The sequence below is a fragment of the Glutamicibacter arilaitensis Re117 genome (assembly GCF_000197735.1).
GTDB classification, from domain to species: Bacteria; Actinomycetota; Actinomycetes; order Actinomycetales; family Micrococcaceae; genus Glutamicibacter; species Glutamicibacter arilaitensis.
This window is the reverse complement of sequence record NC_014550.1, coordinates 715,670-738,821: the sequence shown is the minus strand read 5'-3', so window position 1 is coordinate 738,821 and position 23,152 is coordinate 715,670. Positions and strand designations below refer to the sequence as shown.

24 protein-coding genes are annotated in these 23,152 nt (G+C 61.9%); 11 read left to right on the top strand and 13 right to left on the bottom strand.

Translation table 11 applies throughout. The features are described 5' to 3' along the window. Positions 1-272 precede the first annotated feature (272 nt). The 3 genes from AARI_RS03820 to AARI_RS03810 all read right to left on the bottom strand — a co-directional run bounded on the left by AARI_RS03820 (position 273) and on the right by AARI_RS03810 (position 3,141). On the bottom strand, positions 273-698 hold the full coding sequence (locus AARI_RS03820) for a cupin domain-containing protein (protein WP_013348041.1): 426 nt from the start codon (positions 696-698) through the stop codon (positions 273-275). A gap of 105 nt (positions 699-803) precedes the next feature. Next, positions 804-2,807 (bottom strand): heavy metal translocating P-type ATPase, encoded by a 2,004-nt coding sequence (locus tag AARI_RS03815; RefSeq protein WP_013348040.1) that lies wholly within the window; start codon positions 2,805-2,807, stop codon positions 804-806. A gap of 94 nt (positions 2,808-2,901) precedes the next feature. After that, positions 2,902-3,141, bottom strand: coding sequence for a heavy-metal-associated domain-containing protein (locus AARI_RS03810; protein ID WP_013348039.1), 240 nt, complete (start codon positions 3,139-3,141; stop codon positions 2,902-2,904). 170 nt (positions 3,142-3,311) lie between these two features. On the opposite strand from AARI_RS03810, the gene AARI_RS03805 reads away from it, so the two are divergent. Further along, a complete protein-coding gene (locus AARI_RS03805) occupies positions 3,312-3,995 on the top strand; it encodes a Crp/Fnr family transcriptional regulator (protein WP_013348038.1) in 684 nt (227 codons plus the stop codon). Positions 3,996-4,079: 84 nt separating this feature from the next. On the opposite strand, the gene AARI_RS03800 is transcribed toward AARI_RS03805, so the two are convergent. Together AARI_RS03800 and AARI_RS19570 are read right to left on the bottom strand one after the other, a co-directional pair. Then, positions 4,080-4,472 carry a ZIP family metal transporter gene (locus AARI_RS03800; RefSeq protein WP_197280913.1) on the bottom strand — a complete coding sequence of 131 codons (393 nt, stop codon included), beginning with the start codon at positions 4,470-4,472 and terminating at the stop codon, positions 4,080-4,082. Between the two features lie 81 nt (positions 4,473-4,553). After that, positions 4,554-4,736, bottom strand: coding sequence for a hypothetical protein (locus AARI_RS19570; RefSeq protein WP_157867081.1), 183 nt, complete (start codon positions 4,734-4,736; stop codon positions 4,554-4,556). 917 nt (positions 4,737-5,653) lie between these two features. On the opposite strand from AARI_RS19570, the gene AARI_RS03795 reads away from it, so the two are divergent. Beyond that, positions 5,654-5,857, top strand: a complete 204-nt coding sequence (locus tag AARI_RS03795; RefSeq protein WP_041648428.1) for an SDR family oxidoreductase — start codon at positions 5,654-5,656, stop codon at positions 5,855-5,857. 311 nt (positions 5,858-6,168) lie between these two features. On the opposite strand, the gene hxlA is transcribed toward AARI_RS03795, so the two are convergent. Next, on the bottom strand, positions 6,169-6,792 hold the full coding sequence (hxlA, locus tag AARI_RS03790) for a 3-hexulose-6-phosphate synthase (RefSeq protein WP_013348037.1): 624 nt from the start codon (positions 6,790-6,792) through the stop codon (positions 6,169-6,171). Between the two features lie 57 nt (positions 6,793-6,849). Continuing rightward, a complete protein-coding gene (gene hxlB, locus AARI_RS03785; RefSeq protein ID WP_013348036.1) occupies positions 6,850-7,446 on the bottom strand; it encodes a 6-phospho-3-hexuloisomerase in 597 nt (198 codons plus the stop codon). A gap of 161 nt (positions 7,447-7,607) precedes the next feature. Here hxlB and AARI_RS03780 point away from each other — a divergent pair, with 161 nt between their 5' ends. Both AARI_RS03780 and AARI_RS03775 read left to right on the top strand, forming a co-directional pair. Beyond that, the gene (locus tag AARI_RS03780; RefSeq protein ID WP_013348035.1) at positions 7,608-8,906 is read left to right on the top strand and encodes a helix-turn-helix transcriptional regulator; all 1,299 of its coding nucleotides are present in this window, start codon (positions 7,608-7,610) and stop codon (positions 8,904-8,906) included. A gap of 283 nt (positions 8,907-9,189) precedes the next feature. After that, positions 9,190-9,759 carry a YdeI/OmpD-associated family protein gene (locus AARI_RS03775; protein WP_013348034.1) on the top strand — a complete coding sequence of 190 codons (570 nt, stop codon included), beginning with the start codon at positions 9,190-9,192 and terminating at the stop codon, positions 9,757-9,759. 43 nt (positions 9,760-9,802) lie between these two features. Here AARI_RS03775 and AARI_RS19565 read toward each other — a convergent pair whose 3' ends face one another. Beyond that, on the bottom strand, positions 9,803-9,994 hold the full coding sequence (locus AARI_RS19565) for a hypothetical protein (RefSeq protein ID WP_157867080.1): 192 nt from the start codon (positions 9,992-9,994) through the stop codon (positions 9,803-9,805). 184 nt (positions 9,995-10,178) lie between these two features. Here AARI_RS19565 and AARI_RS03770 point away from each other — a divergent pair, with 184 nt between their 5' ends. Next, complete coding sequence (locus tag AARI_RS03770) at positions 10,179-11,084, top strand: 2-hydroxyacid dehydrogenase (RefSeq protein ID WP_041649326.1); 906 nt, start codon at positions 10,179-10,181, stop codon at positions 11,082-11,084. 134 nt (positions 11,085-11,218) lie between these two features. Further along, positions 11,219-12,751, top strand: a complete 1,533-nt coding sequence (locus AARI_RS03765; protein ID WP_013348031.1) for a deoxyguanosinetriphosphate triphosphohydrolase family protein — start codon at positions 11,219-11,221, stop codon at positions 12,749-12,751. Positions 12,752-12,824: 73 nt separating this feature from the next. Here the strand turns inward: AARI_RS03765 and AARI_RS03760 are convergent, their stop codons facing one another. Continuing rightward, a complete protein-coding gene (locus AARI_RS03760) occupies positions 12,825-13,850 on the bottom strand; it encodes an RNase H family protein (RefSeq protein ID WP_013348030.1) in 1,026 nt (341 codons plus the stop codon). A 218-nt stretch (positions 13,851-14,068) separates the two neighbouring features. On the opposite strand from AARI_RS03760, the gene AARI_RS03755 reads away from it, so the two are divergent. Beyond that, positions 14,069-14,554 (top strand): hypothetical protein, encoded by a 486-nt coding sequence (locus AARI_RS03755; RefSeq protein WP_157867079.1) that lies wholly within the window; start codon positions 14,069-14,071, stop codon positions 14,552-14,554. 15 nt (positions 14,555-14,569) lie between these two features. Further along, on the top strand, positions 14,570-15,064 hold the full coding sequence (locus AARI_RS03750) for a hypothetical protein (protein ID WP_013348027.1): 495 nt from the start codon (positions 14,570-14,572) through the stop codon (positions 15,062-15,064). Between the two features lie 222 nt (positions 15,065-15,286). Here AARI_RS03750 and AARI_RS03740 read toward each other — a convergent pair whose 3' ends face one another. The 4 genes from AARI_RS03740 to AARI_RS18445 form a co-directional block, all read right to left on the bottom strand. Next, complete coding sequence (locus AARI_RS03740) at positions 15,287-16,024, bottom strand: type II toxin-antitoxin system RelE family toxin (RefSeq protein ID WP_013348026.1); 738 nt, start codon at positions 16,022-16,024, stop codon at positions 15,287-15,289. After that, the gene (locus AARI_RS03735) at positions 16,011-16,286 is read right to left on the bottom strand and encodes a type II toxin-antitoxin system prevent-host-death family antitoxin (RefSeq protein WP_013348025.1); all 276 of its coding nucleotides are present in this window, start codon (positions 16,284-16,286) and stop codon (positions 16,011-16,013) included. Before AARI_RS03735 ends, AARI_RS03740 begins: the two co-directional genes overlap by 14 nt. A 133-nt stretch (positions 16,287-16,419) precedes the next feature. Further along, positions 16,420-18,642, bottom strand: a complete 2,223-nt coding sequence (locus tag AARI_RS03730; protein WP_013348024.1) for an NADP-dependent isocitrate dehydrogenase — start codon at positions 18,640-18,642, stop codon at positions 16,420-16,422. A 213-nt stretch (positions 18,643-18,855) separates the two neighbouring features. After that, a complete protein-coding gene (locus AARI_RS18445; protein WP_013348023.1) occupies positions 18,856-19,449 on the bottom strand; it encodes a TetR/AcrR family transcriptional regulator in 594 nt (197 codons plus the stop codon). A gap of 148 nt (positions 19,450-19,597) precedes the next feature. Here AARI_RS18445 and AARI_RS03720 point away from each other — a divergent pair, with 148 nt between their 5' ends. From AARI_RS03720 to AARI_RS03715, 3 genes are all read left to right on the top strand, one after another. Then, positions 19,598-21,058, top strand: a complete 1,461-nt coding sequence (locus AARI_RS03720; protein ID WP_013348022.1) for an MDR family MFS transporter — start codon at positions 19,598-19,600, stop codon at positions 21,056-21,058. 117 nt (positions 21,059-21,175) lie between these two features. After that, complete coding sequence (locus AARI_RS19560; protein WP_157867078.1) at positions 21,176-21,313, top strand: hypothetical protein; 138 nt, start codon at positions 21,176-21,178, stop codon at positions 21,311-21,313. An 80-nt stretch (positions 21,314-21,393) separates the two neighbouring features. Continuing rightward, positions 21,394-23,076, top strand: coding sequence for a formate--tetrahydrofolate ligase (locus AARI_RS03715; protein WP_013348021.1), 1,683 nt, complete (start codon positions 21,394-21,396; stop codon positions 23,074-23,076). The last annotated feature ends 76 nt before the right edge of the window (positions 23,077-23,152 follow it).

The window sequence follows — 23,152 nt, the reverse complement described above, 5'->3', positions numbered from 1 at the left end:
GCCGTGAGTGACGATGAACAGCCAATAGGCTTCCTAATTGGCTCGACCAACCAAGTCCGCCACATCGCCGACGTACTTGCCAACCAGAAGTGGGGACTTCTCCTCTCGGGTCTCGCGGCGCTCTCCATCCGGCCACGTGTACTTCTTCATTTTCTGGGCACCCGCGCACGTCCCTATGCCCGTCGTCTGCTAGGACGCACTCCTTCTGATCTGGACTGGGTGGCGCGTCGTCGACGTCCCGGGTGGGTCTTTCGTGGCGGTGGCGGTGGCGGTCAGGACCGGGGCGGTTCGTCCTCACCGGCGGCTTCGGCGGCGTCAGCCTCTTCCCGGGTGGCGAATACGGCGCCGGTAGCGTGCTCGGGTGGGCTGTAGATGGTGTACAGCACCAGCGGCTCGTCGCCGGTGTTGCGGAAGTTGTGCTGGGCACCGGCGGGTACCGCGCACTGGTCACCGGCATCGATGGGGTGGGTGTGGCCATTGAGGTCGGCTTCGCCGGTTCCGGAGACAAAGGTCAGGATCTGATCGGTGTGTTCGTGGACCTCGTCTCCGATCTCGCCACCGGGCGGAATGGTCATCGCCACGATCTGGGTGTGTTCTCCGGTCCACAGCACCTTCCGGAAGTCAGGATTATCCCTGGCCACGTCCTCGATGGTGAAATGCTCGACGTTGTCGCCAAGGGTGAAGTTCTTTTCGCTCATGGTCGGTCTCCTCTGTTTCGTGTGTTGTTTTTGGTGTTTGCGTGGTTGTTTTGAGTCTTGGAGGTGCCCGGTGTCCGGGGTGGGTCCATTGCCCCGGGATGGGCGTCAGGCGGCCACCTGCTCCGCAGCTGTCCCGATGGTGCGTTCACTCTTTGGCATCGTCGTGGAGTCTCGGGTGTTTCGCAGCAGCCGCATCGCGTTGGCGATCACCACGAGCACGGAGGCTTCGTGGACGAGCATGCCGATCGACATGGTCACTCCGCCGGCGAAGACTCCGGCCAGTAGCAGCACCACGGTGATCAGGGCGATCGCGATGTTCTGCTTCATCACGTTCACGGTTCGCTTGGCCAGGCCGATGGCCTCGGGCAGCTTGAGCAGGTTGTCGCCCATCAGGGCGATGTCCGCGGTCTCCACGGCCACGGCCGAGCCTGCCGCACCCATCGCCACGCCGATGTTCGCGGTGGCGAGAGCCGGAGCGTCATTGACGCCGTCACCGACCATCGCGATCGTGTGGCCCTGGCGCTGTAGCTCGGTGACAGCGTCCAGCTTGTCCTCAGGGAGCAGGGAGGCGTGGATCTCGTCGATCCCGGTGGCTTTGCCGACGGCCTCGGCCACCGGTCGGGTGTCACCGGTGAGCATGACGACCTTCTCGACGCCGGCCCGGTGCAGTCGCGCGACCATCTCCGGTGCGTCCTGGCGGATCTGGTCCGCGACGGCGACGACGCCGATCACCCTCCCGTCAACAGCGACGATCATAGGTGTTTTCCCGGCGGCGGCCAGGTCCTGGGCGGCCTGCGCAGCCTCGGCGATGCCCGAGGCAATGCCGTACTGCTCCAGTAGCGGCGGGTTGCCGATCAGCACCTGGCGGCCATTGACGTTCGCCACGATGCCCTTGCCGGGGACCGGGGTGACGGCGCCGGGGATGCCCTGCGGGGCAACGCCCTCCTCGCGGGCGGTCTCCAGGATGGGGCGGGCCAGTGGGTGTTCGGAGCCGGCCTCAGCTGCCGCGGCCCAGCGCAACACCTCCGTACGGTCGAGCGTGGAATCCAGGATGATGACGTCGGTCAGCTGCGGTTTGCCCTCGGTGAGGGTGCCGGTCTTGTCCACGGCGACCGCCGTGATCTTCGCGGAGGTCTCCAGGAACTCGCCGCCCTTGATGAGGATGCCGTTGCGCGCGGCGCGGCCGATGCCCGCCACGATGGCGACCGGGATGGAGATCACCAGGGCGCCCGGGCAGCCGATGACCAACAGGGTCAGGGCCAGCACCACGTCTCCGCTGATAAGTCCGGCCACCAGGGCCAGGACCATGACGGCGGGGGTGTACCACGTGGAGAACCGGTCGATGAAGGCCTGGGTCTTGGCCTTGGCGTCCTGAGCCTCTTCCACACGGTGGATGATGCGGGCCAAGGTGGTATCTGCGCCGATGCCAGTGGCCAGGACCTGTAGGAAGCCGCCGCGGGAGACGGTGCCGGCGAAGACCTGCCCGCCTTTAGTTTTCTCCACCGGGATGGACTCGCCGGTGATGGAGGCCTCGTCGATGGCACCGGTGCCGGAGACGACCTGGCCGTCCACGGGGACCTTCGCACCGTTCTTGACCAGGACGATCTCGCCCATTCTCACTTGCCCGGCAGGGATCTCCTGTTGCTCGCCATCGCGCACAACGATCGCGGAATCCGGGGCGACGGCGACGAGTTCGGCCAGTGCCGAGCGGGTCTTGTTCAGGGTCGCAGCTTCCAGCGCGTGGCCGATCGCGAACAGGAACGTGACCGCCGCGGCCTCCCAGAAGTTGCCGATGATGACCGCGCCGATAGCCGCAACCGACACGAGCAGGTCGATGCCGACGACCTTGGCGATCAGCGCGCGCACCGCCTTCGCCACGATCCCGTAGCCGGCAACCACGGCCGCGGCGATCATGAAGACATCCCCGAGGGTGAAAGCCGCGCTGGCGTGAGTGGCGTGGGCCCCGGCGTCGAGCCACCACTGGGGGCTGACGGTGAGGTTGGCGACACCCCCGGCCAGCCGCTGGATGGCGAAGGAGATGATGATGAGCACGCCGGATACGACGGGGACTGACCAGTTCCCATAGACCCATTTTTGGAGCCTGTTCACTTTCGGGTACGACCTTTCTGGGTCTCGTGCCAGCAGACCGGCAGAGTGGAATGTCGGAAGGATGTCCGCAGGCGGCCCGCGGGGGCCGTTGGCCTCAGAAGGCAGACGGTGCGGCCCTGTAGCCGGCTTTGGCGATAGCGGCGACGAGGTCATCCACGGAGATGCGCTCGGCGTCATGGTCGACCTCGATGCGGGCGGAGGCGAAGTGGACCTTCACGTTCTCGACACCCTTGAGTCGCCCGACCTGCTTCTCGATCTTCGCCACGCACGACGGGCAGGAGAATCCCTCCGCTCTCAGGACGGTGTGAGTGGTGGGGGTGGTGGGGGTGGCCATTGTTGACCCCTTTCGTGATGTGTTCCTTATTGGTACCTTCATGATAGGTTTGCGGCGCCCGGAACTCCTTGACATAGATCATGTTCGGTGCGCGCCTGCTACCGAGGCGTCGCTGCCGCTGCCGCGGTCCGGTCCCGCGGCGCCGATGCCGACTCCGGTAGACTTGCCACATGCCTGTAGATGATTTGTGCGTCAGCCGCGTGCCGATCTTCCAAGGACTCACCCGCGAGGAGCAGTTGCGGGTCGCGGAGTTCGTCCGCCCGGTGCATGTTGCCAAGGGAGAGACGGTCTATTCGCCAGGTCAGTCGGTGTCGCGTCTGTTGGTGATGCACAGCGGACAGCTCAAGGTCAGCCATGCGGCGGCCAATGGCCAGGAACAAATCCTGCGCACGGTGACCGACGGTGATGTCGTGGGCGAACGGGCCTTCCTGACCGGCCACCTGCCCAATGACCTCGTCGTCGCGCTGGAAGACAGCCGGATGTGCGTCTTCGATCACACCGACCTCTCGGCCCTGCTGCGCGACTACCCTGATGTCGGTCTGCGGATGATGCGGACTCTGTCCGACAGGCTCGCCTCCGTCGAGCGATTGCTGGCCGCCATCACCTCCAGCGATGTCAGTGCCCGCATCGCGGCCTACTTGCTGGATCTGCCCGGCAGCATCCGAGACGGCGTGCCCACAGTGTGGCTGCCGTTGGCGAAGTACGAAATCGCCTCCTATCTGGGCACCACGCCAGAAACTCTGAGCCGACGCCTTGCCGCGCTCTCCGCCTCCGGTGTCATCGAACTCCACGGGCGTCGTGATGTCACGATTCTCGACATTGATGGGCTCGAACGCGTAGCCACACCTCGATAGACCGGTATCGCCATGGCTTGGCTAAAGGTGGCGTGCGACCGGGCCCGTATGCGGCTTGCCCCGTCCTCGGGTGCGTAAGCATGGTCACATCAGCATCATGAGGATGAGAAATAGCAGGAAGCCGCCGGCTGCCATCGCGATGGTGCCGGTGCTCTCTTTGATTTCGTAGGCTTCGACCAACAGCTCTGCGACGGCGGTGAAAAGCAGGGCGGCGGCACCAAAGCCGAGGCCTGCGATCAGCACGGGGGCTGAGACACCGGCGAAGACGACGGCGCCGAGCACCGCGCCGATAGGCATCATGACCGCAACGAAGGCGCCGACACCGATCGCGGTGCCGAGGGAGCCGCCGCCCGCGCGCGCGGATCCCGCTGTGGAGGCGGCGACGAACAGAAGCTCGATCGACAGCGCGATCGCGATCAAGAGGGCTGCCGCCCCGCCGGCGGACAAGGCGATGCCGATGATGGCGCCGTCGATCAAGACAACGCCAGCGAGGCTTCCGCCCGCGAACAAAATTGCTACCCCGGCCAGAATCAAGGTGAAGGCTTTGCTTATTTGGTCTTAAGCTCCGGAGTCGAATTCGGTTTTGGCAATGAGGTGTTCGATGGGATCGTTCATCGGTGGTTCGCTGAGCGCTTGGAGTTCTTGGTTAGTACGGCGCGCGTGCTTTTCGCTGACTCTGCCTGCTTTACTTTGCCGCATTTTCTGCGTACCTCCCATTTTTCTTGTCGCTTCCGTGCTCATCGCTAGATGCCGTGCATGAGCCATGATCCCCTGTCGTAGGCGAACTCAGGTACCGCAGCTTGTGGCTTGTGTGCGGGTGGTCGTTTGGTTCCTGCTGTCCACGTCGGTGCAGGAAAAGCAGCGCAGCGATTGGGCTTTTGCTGTGCACAGGTGGGAAGGAGGCTTAACCGCGTTGCCCCGGTTTCGCGTCGGTTGGGCCGGCGGCGGGTAGGGTTTCCATCCAGCATGTAGCGTTGATTGCGACCTGTAGCGCTGCCAGGGCTTGGGCGACGGCTGGTTTCGTGTCGGGATAGTCTTTGTTCCATGAGTCGATGCTCATAGTGATGCGTCCGGTAGCGGCGAGGTCTTCCAGCTCGTTGGCCAGGGCTTTGAGGTCATCGAAAATCTCTGAGGCGTTGCGAGTCAGGGTTGCTGTCCTTCGGTCGTGGGGTACGGAGGAAGATTATCGAACGTGACCGACAAGTGCGGCAGCCACGTCCCGTAGGTCTCCCCTTTCTCGTCCTCCCAGACCACGTGCACTAAGTGCGGGCGGTGGCCTGTCCGTGAATTTGTGGGGTTCCGGTGGGCGTATGAATGAGAGCGGTTACGGCTTGATGTGGCTGGATAGGGTGGCCTGGGTACTCTCCGGGCTGTAACCGCATCACTCGATAGGGTTTGCCCTGGTGAGTGAAAACGTCCCAGAGGTTCGGTACCGGGGGTAAGGTTTGAGCGCGGCGGCCGGGGGAGCTGGCGGCGGAGGCCGCCACGCCCGATTTCTGCAACCGCTCAGTGTCCGCTTGCAGGTTTCTTTCCCAGATGCTGGGGTCGCTAGTCATAGGTTTTATTGTCCTTGGTGTGCTGGGGATATAGCTAAGTGAGGGGCTTGGTTGCCCCTCACTTAGCCGGTTATTTACTTATCGGGTGTACTGGCCTCCCCCATGGCGCTGACCGACGGCGTCAAGGCCTGGAGCGAGGCCTTCCCAGACCTGTACAAGCAGTCGCTGGCCAAGGTTCCGCTGGGCCGCTTCGGCGATCCGGAAGCTGACGTCGCACCGGTGGTCGCGTTCCTGCTCTCGGATGACGCCAAGTACGTCACCGGCCAAACTCTCATGGCAGATGGTGGAGCCAACAAGCTCTACTAGTCCCCGGAACACTTTCCTGCACTCCAGAGGCCGGGATATTATCCCGGCCTCTGGAGTGCTTTAACGTCCACCGGCTAACGCTTTCGCGCCACCATCCCAATGTGAACGATGCCGATTATTCACTGCTCTCGGTGGGGGCGCCAATGGCTCTGACCAGCAGAGCCAATGCCTGGAGCCGGGCTTTCCCAGAACTATCCGAGCAGTCTCTAGCCAAGGTCCTGCTAACTGTAGTGCCTCTGGACATTGTGAACACTAGGATCGGTGGTCTTACTCGGTCCGATCGGGTTCACGACCCCCACGGGGAATCGCGTCTAGACCAGCGCGGCCTGCAGTTCCTTGGCTGCCTGAGCCGGGTCTTCGGCGGAGTAGATGGCACCGCCGGCCACGGCTACCTGCGCGCCGGACTTCTGGACGTCGGCAATCGTGCTGATGCTAACGCCGCCAGCCACCGAGAATGGCACCTGGGATGCCGCGCCAGCGCTCAGCAGCACATCCAGGTCGTAGCCCGGTTGCGCCTGCTCGTCCAGGCCAGCATGGAATTCGACAAACTGGACACCCAACGCAGCAACTTCGCGGGCCCGGGCTGGCTTGTCAGCGATGCCGATCAGATCCACGACGATGCCCTTGCCGCGCTCGGTGGCGGCCTTGACCGCGCCGGCGATCGTGGAATTATCGGCGGCTCCGAGGATGGAAACCAGATCCGCGCCAGCGGCGAAGGCGATATCCGCTTCCAGTTCCCCGGCGTCCATGGTCTTCATATCCGCGAAGACGGTCTTGTCCGGGTGGGCCTGCTTGATGGCGGTGATCACCGACAGCCCTTCGGCCTTGATCAGCGGGGTGCCCAGCTCGATGATGTCCACATACGGGGCGACTTTTCCTGCCAGCTCCAGCGCTTCGGCGGTGCTGAGCAGATCGATGGCAACTTGGATTTTCATGATGGTCCCTTTCAGGGGTTATTGGTGGTGGGTTGGTATTGGCGCCAAAGCACCGGTCTACTCCAGGTTCGCGTGGCGCTGCCACAGCTGCTGGGCGGTGGCGTCATCCGCGCTCCAAAGCGTGTGGAACACGATTTCGGTGATCAGGAACAGCGCCTGCTCGAACAGGCTGCCGGAGTATTGGCGGGTAATGGACGATCCGTGGTCCGTTTTCCCGGCGGCCGGGACTTCTACGAGAACGTGGGCGGCCGACCCGATGGGGCTGGATGGATCGGTGGTGATGGCCGCGATCCGGGCACCGACCCGTTGGGCGGTGCGGACGTTCTGGACCACGCCTGCGGTGGTTCCGGATCCGGAGGCCACGAGCAGCAGGTCCCCCTCGGCAATGGCCGGCGTGGTGGCATCCCCGGCGACGTGCACGGCCAGGCCCAGATGCATCAGGCGCATCGCCGCCATGCGCAGGGCCAGCCCGCTGCGCCCGGCGCCGGCGACGAACACCCTCGGTGCCGCGCGCAGCTGCGCAGCGAGCTCGATGACCTGCTGCGGCTTCACGCCCCGCACGGTTGCCTCGATCTCCGAGTGGACCAGGTCCATGGTGTCCAGCACGTCCTGCTGGGATATCGCTTCGGTGAGGGGTTCGGCCATGGTGTTCATGCCATTCCTTTCGACAGCGCCTCCCGGCGGACCGGATAGGCTTTGATGGGCATGAGTCAATTCTCCGGCCAGAAAGGGGTGGCCGCTACGCCATTTACAGGCAGTTGAACCTATCCTTTCGGATAGTGGCTGGTCCCCCGAGCTGCGATACACTGGCCTGCATGAGCATTCTGGACTCCTCTTTCGCCCCTGGCCTGCAAGCTGCCGAACCGGCACCAGGGGTGCTCGAATCGATCGCGCTGCTGGCCACGGTTGCACTGCCGCAGATCGCCGTTCGCCTGCGTGATGCTCTGGCTCCGGAAATCCGTTGCGCGGCCCTGGCCATTTTCACCGAGGAGTGCACCGATAGGCCCAGGAAGCTCGCCGGCGACCAGCGCATCACGGATCTGGTGGGCATAGCGGAACTGGATCGGATCCGCGGTTCCCATCCCGGTGAGAACCGCTGGAGCGAGCGTGCCGAGATCGGCGGAGCTCCGCGGGATATCCTCGCCCTGCGCTACCCGCCCAGCAATGCGTTGCTGGTGCTCATCGAGCCCCGCCCCGCCGGTGGCCAGCCCGAGTTGGTCGAATACCTGTGGAATCTGGCCGCCAACCGGATCCGCGAGAAGGTGGCCGATGCCCCTCCGTCCTATCTGCGCGAATCGCGCGCGGTCTCAGCAGAGCGGGTCCGGGTCACCGGCGAGCTGGTGGAACAGTATGCGACGAGCCTCGATATCCTGCTGGCGACCTTGCGCTCCACGCAATTGGACGATGCGGCCGCGCGCGTTGCCGCCATCGACCTTGCGGCCAAGACCCTGGTCGGGCTCAAGACCGTGGATGACCGCACCAATAGCATCGTGGAGGAACCGGTTGCTTCGGCTTTCACCCGCTTGCGCGATGACCTGCGCCCGTTAACCACTTTGAGCGGCGTGGACCTGCAATTCGTCGAGCCGCCCAAGAACGGCAGGGCGTTGCCCGGCGAGGTGGCTCATGCCGCCCGGGCCATCGTGCGCGGCCTGGCCTTGGCGATGATGGAGCAGGAAGACATCCAGCGGATCCGGGTGCAGTGGGACTGCGACGGTGAGAATTTGCTGATCAACGTCCGCGACGATGCACGCGGCGGCATCGATCCCTCCGCGGCGGCCTTGGACCGCCTCGTGCGGCGCGTGGAGGCGTTGAACGGGCTGATCGAGATCGAGGTCATGGGCGGATGGGGCACGGAAGTCTCGGTGAGGCTCCCGCTGGACGCCCCTCCGTCAGACGCGGCGGACATCGCCGAATGGAGCCTGGGCGGCCGGGAATTCGAGGTCCTGCAGCTTCTGGCAGCGGGGCAGCGCAACCGGGCTATTTCGCAGGCGCTGGGGATCAGCGAGAACACGGTGAAATTCCACGTGCGCAATCTCTTCAAGAAGATGGGCGTCGGCTCCCGCGCCCAAGCTGTCGCGCTGGCGCACAGCCATGGTGTGGCAAGCTCCACTTAGCCTCCCGGCATTGATGCTGGGCTTGGCGATGACCAGGACTGCGGATACAAACTGGTGCAGGGAAAATGCCGCACTCGAGCCCTCATCGCTATGGCCGGCCGACGGCTGACCGCGCTACTCGCCATGATCCGTGGCGTGTCGATTCATGTTGTTCCGGAGCAGGAAATTGCTCCACGGTCTCCGGCCACGTTCCGCCGTGCTTCGGGCAAGCAATGGCAGGCACCATCCCGACGGCGAGTCCAGGCACTAGCAACTATGGGCAACGAGGTGCAGGATAAATTCCATGGATCCACAAGATACTTTGATTCTTCCTGATGTCACCGCTTGGCGCGCTTGGCTCGACGAACACGAAGAAACCAGCGATGGCGTTTGGCTGGTAGTGGCAAAGAAGGGAACGACTTCCCCCACCTCGCTCGCTGTCGCACAAGCATTGCCCGAGGCGCTTTGCAGCGGATGGATCGATGCCATCCGCCGCAAACGCGATGACACGACCTTCCTCCAGCGCTACACTCCCCGCCGGAAGAACTCTGTCTGGTCGCAGAAGAACACTGAATTCGCCCAGGAATTAATTGATCAAGGCCGCATGCGGCCACGAGGCTTCGCGGAAATCCAGAAGGCCAAGGAAGATGGACGGTGGGAGCGCGCGTACCAAGGCCAGGCCACCGCCCAGGTTCCCCCGGACCTGCAAGAAGCGCTGGATCGCTCGAGCGTGGCGGCCAAGAACTTTGCGGCCTTGAAATCCCAACCGCGCTATCACATCCTGCATCAGCTGATGATTGCCCGAACGGAGAAGACGAGAACTGCCCGCTTGGCACGGTTCGTTGCAGAACTTGAGCAGGGTCCAGAAGGCTGATCCTTGCTCCGGTACGGCACTACGCGGATGGTGCTGCTGAGCGCTAGCTTCTGGAGCGGTATATCGCTTCGGCGATCATGGCGCCTGCTTGCAGAATCGCTGCCGCAAGAATGACTAGCGCGGCTGCAGTGGCCCCTCCAAGAATCAGCATGACTACACCGACAAGGCCCAAGGTCCACGCGATGAACATTGCTCCTGTCGTCATTCCCAGTCCGGCCTGTTGGGGTTTCTTCACACTCTGAGTCATATCGCCAGTTTAGACGCAGGACAAAGTTCCCGGGAATTGGTCCCGAGAAATGATCCGCCTTCTAAATCAGGTTGGACGCGGAACTGATCATTTCATCCAGCGCCTTGGTACGGTGGAATTCAAAGCCCGGGCCACCCCCGGCAATATCTCATCTCACGATTGGATTCATGGTTTGCGTGTATTAGTTCCGTGGCAGAGCTTGGTCGACAGCATGCAGATTCCCGGGGTCGAACCCGTCTTGTGGAATATCAACGATGGCGAGCCTCCAGCGGCTGATGTGCTCGTTACCGAGCGACCGCTGGATCCATCGCACCGAATGAGGGTGGGCAGAATTGCTGGATTGAAGCACGTCCATTTGCTATCCATCGGCTACGAATGGGTGCTGGATCATTTGCCCGAGGATGTGGCGCTCTCAAACTCCAAGGGCGCAGTTGAAGACTCAACTGCGGAGCATTGCCTGGCATTGATTCTTGCTTCACTGCGCGAACTTCCCAGGGCTTATCAGCTCCAGACGGAAGAATCCTGGTCGCGGCTTTGGACCTCATCACTGCACGGATCGAATGTTGTAGTACTTGGCGTTGGAGGCGTGGGCACAGCCATCATCGAACGACTCAAGCCATTCAAGCCTGCACAGATCACGGGAGTTGCCAGCACAGCGCGCACCATCAACGGCGGGATCGACGTTGTCTCCATTGAAAACGTGCATCAGCTATTGCCCTCAGCGGAAATAGTCATCTGCGCCTTGCCCCATACGCCCCAAACCCAAGGACTGATTGGCAAGGAGTTCATGGATCGGATGCGCGACGGTGCTCTATTGGTCAATGTTGGGCGAGGACCAATCATTGCCACGGCAGCTCTGATTAAAGAGCTGGAGACCGGGCGACTGCGTGCTGCATTGGACGTTACCGACCCAGAACCGCTGCCGGTTGGCCACGCGCTGTGGAACGCCCCGGGATGCATCATCACCCCGCATATGGCTGGCGATACAGGACAGTTCGTGGAATTGGTTTCAGAACTAGCAACTCGACAGGTTCAGTTGCTTTCTTCGGGTCAGACACCACTGAATCTCGTTCGCTGATCTTATTGCCCTCATTAGGCGCCTTATTTCAGTAGGAACCCGCGGAGGGGATTGGTGGTAGAGGCAGTTCCGCTATAGAACTCGCATGACAATCCCGTGGTATCTCGCGGCCTTTCGCCTAGGCTAGTCATACGATGGAAACTAGAGCACAGACACATCAGACCGGCGGCCGCGACCGCGCTATCGTCGAGCGGAATCGCACCGGTGAAGATGAGTTCCGCATTGATATTGAGCGTATCCGCTTCTCCCCGTACTTCTCCCGCTTGTCCTCGGTGACGCAGGTGATTCCCCAGGCTGGTTCAGGGACCCTGGTCCATAACCGGTTGACCCATTCGCTTAAGGTCTCCGCGGTGGCGCGTTCCATTGCCATCAGCCTCCGGCGTAGTGACGAACCTACTAGGCGACTAATCTCCGACTTAGGAGGGTGCGACCCGGTAGTTGTCCAAGCAGCGGCAGCGGCCCACGATCTGGGCCACCCTCCCTTCGGGCATCTGGGAGAGCAGGAACTCGACCGGGTCGCCCGCGATACCTTGGGGCTTCCCGATGGATTCGAAGGCAATGCACAGACCTTCCGGATCCTCACCGCCCTGGACAGCTGCGATGCCACACCGCGCGGCATGAACCTGACCCGCGCGGTTCGCGCAGCAGTGCTCAAATACCCCTGGACGCGCAATGAATGGCGCAGCCAGGCCCCGGTCGCCCCGGAGCTGCTCCCCCGCGGCGTCGGCGCGAATCCGGCTGCTGGCGCCATGAAGTATTCGGCCTACGATATCGAGGCCGAGGAAATGGACGACGTCCTGTCGGTCTTCCCGGGCATCGGAAAATACCAGCAGACGCTGGAAAGCTCGGTTATGGATATCGCAGACGATATCGCATACGCGGTTCATGACCTCGATGATTTCTATCGAGCTGGCATTTTGCAATACACCAGCGTCTCCGCTGAACTGCGAGCGTGGCTGGACAACTCCGTCCGCTTCCAAGCCCTGAAGGCTCCAGAACTGGACCAACGGCAACCGGGCCATGCGCTGGAAATTACGTGGCGCCATGTCCTGGCCAAGGATCCCTGGATTGCCAAATCTGAAGCATTCCGCGCCTCGGTGCAACGGGTCGGCCATGACCTCGTCGATGGCTTGCTCGCAGTTCCCTACGACGGCGGCCTGCAGGCAGACCGTGCGGTTACCGCCTTCACCCGGCGATGGATTGACCGATTGCAGGAATCCATCACCGTTGAACGCACGCCTAACGTGCGCAGCGGCCATATCCGCTTGAGCGATGAAGCGTGGCATGACGTCGTGGTACTCAAGTTTGTCCATTCCCGCTTCGTCTTGGACCGTTCAGATCTGGCGGTATACCAGCGCGGGCAAACGCGAATTATCCGTTCCCTGGCAGAAGGCTTCAACACCTGGCTCAACGATCCGGAGGATGCAGGGCGTGCACCGCGACGGTTGCTGGACTCGGTGGAAGCCACCACCGAGGAATACCGCCAGCTGCGCGAGAGCACCCCAGAGCTGTTCTCGCAGTCCGGCCCGCATGAAATCCAGCGGCTGGGCCAGGCCCGGGCCATCGTTGATTACATTGCTTCCTTCACCGATGCCCAAGCCGTCTCGTTGAATTCGCTGCTAACCGGCACCTCGGACAATCTCTGGGAGGCCGGGCGGGGGCTGTAGCGGCCGGGTGCTGCACCGAGCTGGCGGGGTAGCTCACCTGCTCATGGGCCCCGGCCGCAGGCCGCGGCATGTTTCATGCCGCGAGTGCCTGCTGGGACAGTTCCTCGCGCACAATCTGGGTCATCATCGACTGTGTCAGGTGCGGATTGATCCGGGCGCTGAAATGCCGCGACATCAGGATGGCCATCCGGTTGGCAGCTTCGTTGTGCCGATTTCCATCGTGTCCGCGAACCCAGCGGGCGCGGGTGCGCCCGGTACGAAGTTCTAGACTCTCGCGCAGCTCATGATGGACTTTCACAGTGCGCTGCCGTCCTTGCACAAGATCATTGACCGCTTTCATCAGGGCACGGCTGTCGCTGAAAATGGTCAGGTCCGATTCGAGCGGGGCGTGGGTCAGCGCCAGCAGGGCGCCTGTGGTTTCTGCCAGCAGGGTGTCCTGGACGTAGTGCTTCGGCGAAATTGCGCAGGCCCAATGTCCTTGCGAGGTCACCATCGCTCCAGCGCTGCGGAACTTCCTGTTCCGCGGCACCGAACCGTCCGTATAGGCAATGACTGGAAGGTTCGCCGTGTAGTCCTGTACCAGCGGGGCCAGCGCCTGGCTGTTGGCCTCGTTGTCAACGCCCAGATTCAGCCCGAATTGCCACGACGGATTGAGACAGAAAACGGGATTCAGCGATAATTCTGCCAATCCGAGGTCGTCATGGTCCGGGACCAACAGGTCGATCGATGACGGCTGCGAGATTTTGCAGGTACCGGAGAACTCCGCGATAGCCTGCAGGATGGCCTGGTCCAATTCCCCGTTGACAGCAGTACCCGTGAGAGTCAGCAATGGACGGTTCACGAAATCGCACAAGGTCAGTGAAAAATCGAAGTGGAGACCGTGCGTGCTTCGCTGGGCGAGGTGCTTTTCCTCGACAATCCGCTCCGCAAATGGAACGTACTGCTGCTTCTTCCCGTGGGCATCTCGAATGAACGCTGAACGTTCGAGAACGGCGATCAGCCGTGAAGGCGGCGGCTGCCGCTGTGCGCCGGCCAATCTCCGCACGCCATCCGGTTCAAGCGCAACGGGCATCTGCGGACCTGGAACTGACACCAGCATTGAGATTCCTACTGCCTGTTTTGGTGACGCCAGGCGATCCTATCGACTGGCACCTACGATTTAGCCCCGGGTCTGGGCATCGGACCGCCGTGCGTCCGGCATTCGAAGGGCCGGGGTCACGGCGAGCTCGGTCTCGCGCCCGCCCGATCGCCAGGCCGAAATGTCGGTGCGCCATGGCATGATCAGGGTTACGACATCATCCCACGGCAAGGAGCACAGTGGACACGCAACTTCCCCTCAGAATCATGGAAGCAGTCGGCCTGCTTCACCGGCTGGGCTACCTCGGGCTGCGGATCCTGCCCGGCATCAATGCCTCGGGCACCGCGTGGCGGATCGTCATCCACAACGTCACCGATTGGAACCCCGAGGACGAATTCGGCGACCCGTTCAATTCTGAGGAATCCTGCGTCTACAGCACCGCAGGGGCCAATGTCTTCAACAACGACGTGCAGATGCCCGAGGATGTCAGCCGGGTCAGCGTCGCAGAAGCAATCCTCGAAGCCATGCCCTCATTACAACGCAGCACCCCGGGCGAGACCGGAAACCTGGACTACGTGCGCTGGTACGCTCAGCTGCTCTCGCAGGTCACCCGACTCGACGAATTGCCGGTGGCGTATGCAGACTACTTCGATGATTCCGAGGGGTGGGAACTCGGGTGGGGCAGCCACCGCCGCTTCCCGGCACCGCCGACCTATCGTCCGTAACCCGCAGTATCCCCGGTGCCGGCCAAACCGGAAAAGCGCGATGAGCACTATGTGCTGGAGCCGTGCTCCGACACATTGGGCCTGCCGTGCATCGGTCAGCAATCCTTTGACTGGCTGCGGGGCGACCCGTCTCTGAAGAACGACAAACGCAAGACGTTGCCGATTGATGGCTATTTCGAGGAGCTGGGCCTGGTGGTGGAGTACCACGAGCGGCAGCATTCGGAAGCTGTCCCGTTCTTCGACAGCAAGGTGACTTCCACCGCCATGCTCCGCGGACCGCAGCGCTCGCTCTACGATGCCCGCAAGGCGGCGTTGATTCCGCAACACGGGATGGCGCTGCTGGTCATCGACTACCGCGACTTCGCGAACAAGAAAGGCAAAATCGTGCACGATCCGGCGCGGGACCGACAGATCGTGGCGGCGTTACTGGCCCGGACCGCGCAATGCACCGAACATGGTGTCGTCACGAACTTCCCGGTGCCGCTGGCGGAAACGCCAGCAGAACCGTGAAACAGGTTATTTACTGGATCCTTTCACCAAAACGATTCCTTGAGGATTTCACCGCTCTGGTCGAACTTCCGATTTGGCATGAACTGACCAACGAGACATTTTATCTGCCGCATTAAATTCATTGATCGCCGCTCTTTGTCATGAGTGGCGATCAATTGCTTCGATTCGATGATCAAGTTCCGAATGCTAAAGGACCCAGGGTGCGGATAAGTTTGGTTCAGGTTACCTGTGTCCGCGATGGGCACCAGCATGCCCCTTCACACGGATGCACGGTGTTTTCAGCTTGGGCATGATTGCCCCGCATCTGGGCTCGCGCCTACTCGCCAAGATGCGGTCTGGTCGAGTGCTTGTTGCGATGCGCCCAAGAGCTGCGGCAATGGCAGCTTCGTGGTTCACTTCGCCGTTTACCCATGCCGCTGACATGGCAACGACAATTTCGTCCTTCGACAGTATTCTGGCGAAGTCCTCGTCGAGCGCCCCTGCAGCAACAGCCGATTTAATGAGCCCTTCAGGAGCCGGTTCCTCCTTATAGTCCCAATCTTCCAAACCGACACGTGCCTTGGTGTCATCGATCAGCGTCAGCGCATCCCAGATCTGGGTTTGTTCTGCTTCGCTGAGTTTGCCGGATTGAATCAGGTCGTGCGCGTAAACATACACCTCATCGTCACGTCGATGACCGATTGTTATGACTTCAATCAGGCCAACGCCTTCACGCACGCTCACCCTATATATGATGCGGAACTCTCTTTGCGCCGCCTCAACCGTGTTGAAGCCGACCAAGTTTGTCTTGTTCTGATGTGAAAGAGGGTGCTTGCCCTGTGGAGCAGCGAACAGCGAAACGATCGTGTCCATCACGTTTTCCCGCTGCGGGGCAACAACGTTTTCGATCAGCCAGTCAATGCTTTCTTCGGTGAATACAACTTCAGCTTGCTGTTGTGGTAGCTCATCAATCGGAGGCAAAGAGCTTCTCCCGAGCCTGATCCGTCGTCAACATTGCCGAACGGTCAGCGACGAGGTTGGCCGCCATGCTCAGCACCTTCAACTCAACTTCGCGTAGAAGCCGGCGCTGTTCATCACGTTCGGCGGCGCTCATGACAACTGCAACAGGCTTTCCGTGGCTCGTCAAAGTCACCGGGCGTTCCTGAGCCTGAGTCGTAATGAATCCTATTCCTTTGCGTGCTGCCACAGTAGAAGAGATTCTTAGAGGATGAGTCGTTGCCATGACACCATGTTAGCAATAAATACATATTAATACATAGAGTATCAACAATGGTGTCATTTGACTTATAGCATATTAACGCCGTCGGCCCCAATCCTCATCGAGGATTGGGGCCGACGGACTGGGATCTAAGAGACTACTTGGTCAGCAGTTCCAGAGCCTTGTTCAGCGATGCGCTTGGGCGCATGATTGCTGCAGTCTTGGCTTCGTCTGGGCGGTAGTAGCCAGCGATATCCACGGCCTGGCCCTGTACGGCAGCCAGCTCGGAAACGATGGCTTCCTCATTCTCGTCCAGTGCCTTGGCAACGGCGGAGAATGCTTGCGCAAGCTGAGCGTCCTTGTCCTGCTTGGCCAATTCTTCAGCCCAGAACTTGGCCAGGTAGAAGTGGCTGCCGCGGTTGTCCAGCTCGCCGACCTTGCGCTTAGGCGACTTGTCTTCCAGCAGGAAGGTGCCGGTCGCAGCATCCAGGGTGTCTGCCAAAACCTGGGCGCGAGCGTTGTCGTTGTTGACAGCCAGGTGCTCGAAGGAAGCGCCCAGGGCCATGAACTCGCCCAGCGAATCCCAACGCAGGTGGTTTTCGTTCACCAGCTGCTGCACGTGCTTCGGAGCCGAACCACCGGCACCGGTCTCGAACAGGCCGCCGCCAGCCAGCAGTGGAACGATCGAGAGCATCTTGGCCGAGGTACCCAGTTCCAGGATCGGGAACAGGTCGGTCAGGTAGTCGCGCAGCACGTTGCCGGTCACCGAGATGGTGTCCTCGCCCTTGCGGATGCGGTCAATGGAGTACTGGGTAGCCTCGACTGGGGACAGGATCTTGATGGTCAAGCCCTCGGTGTCGTGTTCCTTCAGGTACTCGTTGACCTTGCCGATCAGCACTGCGTCGTGCGCGCGGTTCTCATCCAGCCAGAACACTGCCGGGGTGGCCGAAGCGCGAGCGCGGTTCACGGCCAGCTTCACCCAGTCGCGGATGGCTACATCCTTGGTCTGGCAGGCGCGCCAGATGTCACCAGCGAAGACCTGGTGCTCGATGAGCACGGTGTCGTTCTCGTCGACAATCTGCACGTGGCCGTTGCCGGCAATTTCGAAGGTCTTGTCGTGGGAGCCGTATTCTTCGGCCTTCTGTGCCATCAGGCCGACGTTTGGCACGGTGCCCATGGTGGTTGGGTCGTAGGCGCCGTTGGCACGGCAGTCGTCGATGGCAACCTGGTAGATGCCTGCGTAGGAGGAATCCGGCAGTACAGCCAGGGTGTCTGCGGTGTTGCCCTTGGCATCCCACATCTTGCCGCCCAGGCGGATCATTGCCGGCATCGAAGCGTCAACGATCACGTCCGATGGAACGTGCAGGTTGGTGATGCCCTTGTCGGAATCGACCATGGCAACTTCCGGGCCCTCTTCCAGGCCCTTGGCGATCAGCTTCTCCACGCCGGCGCGGACCTCGTCGGACAGTTCGTCCAGGCCGCCGATGATGGCTGCCAGGCCGTTGTTCGGGTTCAGGCCGGCTGCTGCCAGCTCGTCGCCGTAGGTGTCGAACAGCTCGGAGAAGTAGGCCTTGACCACGTGGCCGAAGATGATCGGGTCCGAAACCTTCATCATGGTGGCCTTCAGGTGCGCCGAGAACAGCACGCCTTCTTCCTTGGCGCGGGCTACGGAGTTCTTCAGGAACTCGGAGAGCGCTGCGGCGTGCATGACGGTGCCGTCGATGACTTCGCCGGCCAGCACGTCGAATGGCTTCTTCAGGACCTTGACTTCGCCGTCTTCGCCGACGAAGCGGATCGAGATCTTCTTGTCCGCGTCGATGACGACGGACTTCTCGTTGGCTGCGAAGTCGTCGACGCCCATGGTGGCGACGTTGGTCTTCGAATCAGCGGACCATTCGCCCATGGAGTGCGGGTACTTGCGGGCGTAGTTCTTCACGCTCAGCGGTGCACGGCGGTCCGAGTTGCCCTCGCGCAGCACTGGGTTCACTGCCGAACCCTTGATCTTGTCGTAGCGGGCGCGGATGTCGGTCTCTTCATCCGAGCTCGGGTTGTCCGGGTAGTCAGGCAGTGCGTAGCCGGCGGCCTGCAGCTCGGCGATAGCAGCCTTCAGCTGCGGGATCGAAGCCGAGATGTTCGGCAGCTTGATGATGTTGGCCTCTGGGGTCTTGGCCAGTTCGCCAAGTTCTGCCAGAGCATCGGAAATGCGCTGCTCTTCGGTCACATAGTCCGGGAAGGTAGCGATGATGCGACCGGCCAGCGAGATGTCGCGGGTCTCAAGTTCCACACCAGCGGTCGAGGCGAAGGCCTCCACGATTGGCAGGAACGAGTGGGTCGCCAGCATCGGCGCTTCATCGGTATGGGTGTAAATAATCTTTGCCATAGGTGTGGCGTCTCCCTGAACGTCGTGCGGAAGCGGGGTTATCCGCCCTGAACTCAACGTTCCAAATCTACCTGATTTTGCTCTGCACCACACTTTAAGGCACCGAGAAATACGCGCGGCAATCCCTGATATTCGCCGAAATGCCGGGCTGGACAGCGCGCAAGCAGTTCGTCACATTTAAGTTAATCGACGATAACTCAAGATAGTTATCCGCTATTCGGACACAGCCACGGCCAACCCCGACAGTTCCGACATCGCCGCATCGAAGAGCTCAACCGGATCCGCAGGCTGCCCGGCCCGCTCCGCCTGGCCGAAGCACTGCCAGGCCACGCGCCAGAGGACAGCCAGGGTTTCGCCGATCATCAGGGCAGGCATGGCCGGCAGCAGGCCGCGACGGCGCAGCTCTTGCGCGGTGGCTGCCGAGAAGGCTTGCTCCTGCCGGGTGATGGCTAGCAGGAGTTTCGGCTCGATGACAATCAACCGGGAAATGCGGCGGTATTCACTGGCACGGATCTCCGCGACCAGGATCCTGCGGCATTCGCCGGCGAGCAGGCGGAAGATCTGCGCGCTCGTGGACCCGGGAGCAATCTCGCATCCGGCCACAGCGTCGATCAGCTCATGCTGGGCGGGCACGATGGCCGCTTCCCTGGAGTCGCAATAGCGGAAGAACGTCCGTTCGGAAATGCCGGCGCGGGCGGCAATCTGCCCTACGGTCACCGAGTCCAGGCCGTGGGATTCCACCAGCTCCAGGGCCGCTGCGTGAATTGCCTGGAGGGTGGCCGCCTTGCGGTCCTCGCGAATCCCCATGGTGCTCTCCAATGATCACTTGCCGCCCGCGCCGCGCGGGCTACGTCCACCGAATTTGTTTCCTGTCACAGTCTGCCAGATTTGCTTACGAGAAAGTGGCAGAGTGTGACAGTATTTAGCGGTTGGCACCCCAGAGGAAGAAGAATCCATGACGACAAAACCCGCTGCAACCAGCGCAAAGCCAGGAGCCGCGCCCGCCGGGCAGCCCACCGGCAAAGCCCTGACCGGCATCATCGCCTCCCTGGCCCTGGCCGCGTTCATGATGATCCTGAACGAAACCGTGCTCACCGTGGCACTGCCTGGCATCATGCAGGATCTGTCCATTTCGGCATCCACCGGACAATGGCTCACCACCGGATTCCTCCTGACCCTGTCGGTAGTCATCCCCACCACCGGATACCTGCTGCAGCGCTTCGCGCACCGGTCGCTGTTCTTCTTCGCGATCCTCAGCTTCATCCTGGGCACTGCCATCGCGGTCCTGGCGCCGAGCTTCGCTTTCTTGCTGCTGGCGCGCATCATCCAGGCCGTTGGAACGGCCATCATCCTGCCCCTGCTGATGACCACCACCTTGGCCCTGGTGCCCGTCCGCCAGCGCGGCACCGTCATGGGGCTGAACTCGATCGTCATCGGCGTGGGCCCGGCCATCGGGCCGACCGCTTCGGGTGCCGTCGTGCACGCCTTGGACTGGCACTACATCTTTATCTTGATGCTGCCGATCGCCGTGGCGGTCTTGGTACTGGGCGCCATCTTCTTCAAGATCCCTTCCACCGCACGCAAGATCAAGGTGGATTCCGCTTCGGTTCTGCTGTCCGCCTTGGCTTTCGGGTTCCTGGTGTACGGCATTTCCAGCATCGAGCATGCCGCAGATAACTCCGCAATGATGATCGCCAGCTTCGCCATCGGCCTGGTGGCCCTGGCCCTGTTCATCATCCGCCAGGTCAAATTAGCCGCCAGCGGCCGTGAACTGCTGAACCTGGCCCCGTTTGCCTCGCGCAGCTTCAGCTTCGCGATAGCGATGATCATGATCGCCTTCGGCACCCTGCTCGGTTCGCTGATGATCGTGCCGATCCTGCTGGAATCCGGCCAGGGCATCGACTCGCTGCAGATCGGCATCATGCTGCTTCCCGGCGGGCTGGCGCAGGCCATCGCCTCGCCGATTTTCGGGCGGATCTACGACAAGCGCGGTCCGCGCCCGGTGCTGATCCCCGGCGCCGTGTTCCTGGCCGCCGGTCAGTGGATGTACACCACTGTCACCGCGCAGACCGAGCTGTGGATGTTCATGCTCTGCCACATCGTCTTCTCCATCGGCTTGGCCCTGCTGATGACCGGATTGATGTCCTCCGCGATGGCTTCGGTGGATCCGCGCCTGTTCGGCCACGGTTCGGCGATCTTCAATACCGCGCAGCAGCTGGGCGGCGCCATCGGCACCACGGTCTTCGTGACCGTGATGTCGCTGCTGTCAAAGGTCCAGCTGGACGCCGGGTCCGAGCTGGCCGAGGCCTTGTTCTCTGGCGCGCATATCTCGTTCATCGTCGGCGCCGTGCTGGCCACGATCGGGATCGTCTTCGCCTTCATGATCAAGGGCGAGAATTCGCACGCTAATCACTGAAGCAATGCTCCGGCGATGCTGGCCCTGAAGGCTCGGATTCGTCCGGGCGCTGGCGCCCGTCAAAGCGGCAGTCGCCCTGGATAATTACAGCATTCAGCCCGAGCGGAGGAATTCCAAGTGGAATTCCTCCGCTCGGGCTTCAGGACCATGCTGCTGCCGCCCCAGCCAGTTCCCGGCAAGGCACTATTCCAGGTTCTGCCCAACGAGTTCCGCCCAGCGCAGCCTTCTCGCTTCGCCTTCAAGATGGTAGCTTGAAGCCCAATCGGGGAATTCCAGCACCTCAGGTCTTCCCCATTCTTCCGGGATACCGGCCCAGCCAGATAAGGGGACGCAGGATGGCAATGACGCCAGAGTCCGACATGAGCGATCTAGCAATTGCAGCGCGTGCAACACTGCAGCCAATATCCCGGATCGCCGCCGCCGCGGGGATCTGCGAGGAAGCAGTAGAGCCCTACGGCAAGTACAAGGCCAAGATCGACCCGGCACTGCTGGATTCCAGTGCGCCTATGGGGAAGGTAGTGCTGGTCAGCGGCATGTCCCCCACGCCGGCCGGGGAAGGAAAATCCACCATGGTGGTGGGCCTGGGCGATGCCCTGGCAGCTGCGGGGACGAAAACCATGATCGCACTGCGCGAACCCTCGGTGGGGCCCAGCTTCGGGATGAAAGGCGGGGCCACCGGAGGCGGCCAGTCCCAGGTACTGCCCATGGATGAAATCAACCTGCATTTCACCGGGGACTTCCACGCGATCACCAGCGCCAATAACCTTCTCATGGCATTGATCGACAACCACCTGCAGCAGGGCAATGCGCTGGGCATCGATCCGCGGCGCATTACTTTCAAGCGCGTGATGGACATGAACGACCGCTCTTTGCGCAATATCGTCATTGGACTGGGCGGGCCAGCCGATGGAATGCCACGGGATGCAGGTTTCGAGATCACGGCGGCTTCCGAAGTGATGGCGGTCTTCTGCCTGGCCACCGGGTTGGCGGACCTGCGCGCCAGGCTCGGCCGAATGACCTTGGGCTACACCTATGCCAAGGAGCCGGTCACCGTCGATGATTTGGGTGCTGCTGGAGCGATGACGCTATTGCTCAAGGATGCGCTCAAGCCCAACCTGGTGCAGAGCATTGGCGGTACCCCCGCACTGATCCATGGCGGCCCGTTCGCCAATATCGCGCACGGCTGCAACTCGGCCATCGCCACGAACACCGCGCGCACGCTGGCCGACGTCGTGGTGACCGAGGCCGGGTTCGGCACGGATCTGGGCGCCGAGAAGTTCATGGACATCAAGGCCCGCTATGCCGAATGCCCGCCTGCCACCGTGGTGGTGGTCGCCACGATCCGCGCCCTGAAAATGCATGGCGGTTTACCCAAGGACCAGCTGGATCAGCAGAACACCGAGGCCGTGAACGCAGGCCTGGCCAATTTGGCCCGGCACGTGGGGATTGTGCGCAAATTCGGTGTCGAACCGGTCATCGGCGTCAACCGGTTCACCGCCGATACGGAGGCCGAGCTCCAGGTGGTCACCCAGTGGGCGGCGGCCAACGGCATCGCCTGCGCCGTGGCTGATGTCTGGGGCCAAGGCGGTGCCGGGGCCCAGGAATTGGCTCGCGTGGTGCTGCGCGCCATCGAAGCGCCCAATAATTTCGCCCCGCTCTACGCACTGGAACTTCCCGTTGAACAGAAGATCCTGATGCTGGTCCAGGAAATCTACGGCGGCGCCGGGGTCGACTACTCGCCACGAGCGAAGCTGATGCTGGAGCAGATCCACGCCAACGGGTGGGAGGATCTTCCGGTATGCATTGCCAAAACCCAGTACTCCTTCTCAGATGACCCGCAGCTGCTGGGCTCCGCCGAAGGATTCACCTTGCAGATCCGGGAAATCATTCCGAAAACCGGTGCCGGCTTCATCGTCGCCATCACCGGTGCGCTCACCACGATGCCGGGGCTTCCGAAGCTGCCTGCGGCGATGCACATGGATGTCGATGAGCAGGGCAATGCCGTGGGCTTGTCCTAGGATCGCGGTGTCAGCCCGGCTGCTGATTGCGATTCCACGGCGGGCGAACATGATAGTTCGCTGAATCCTCCGGAGT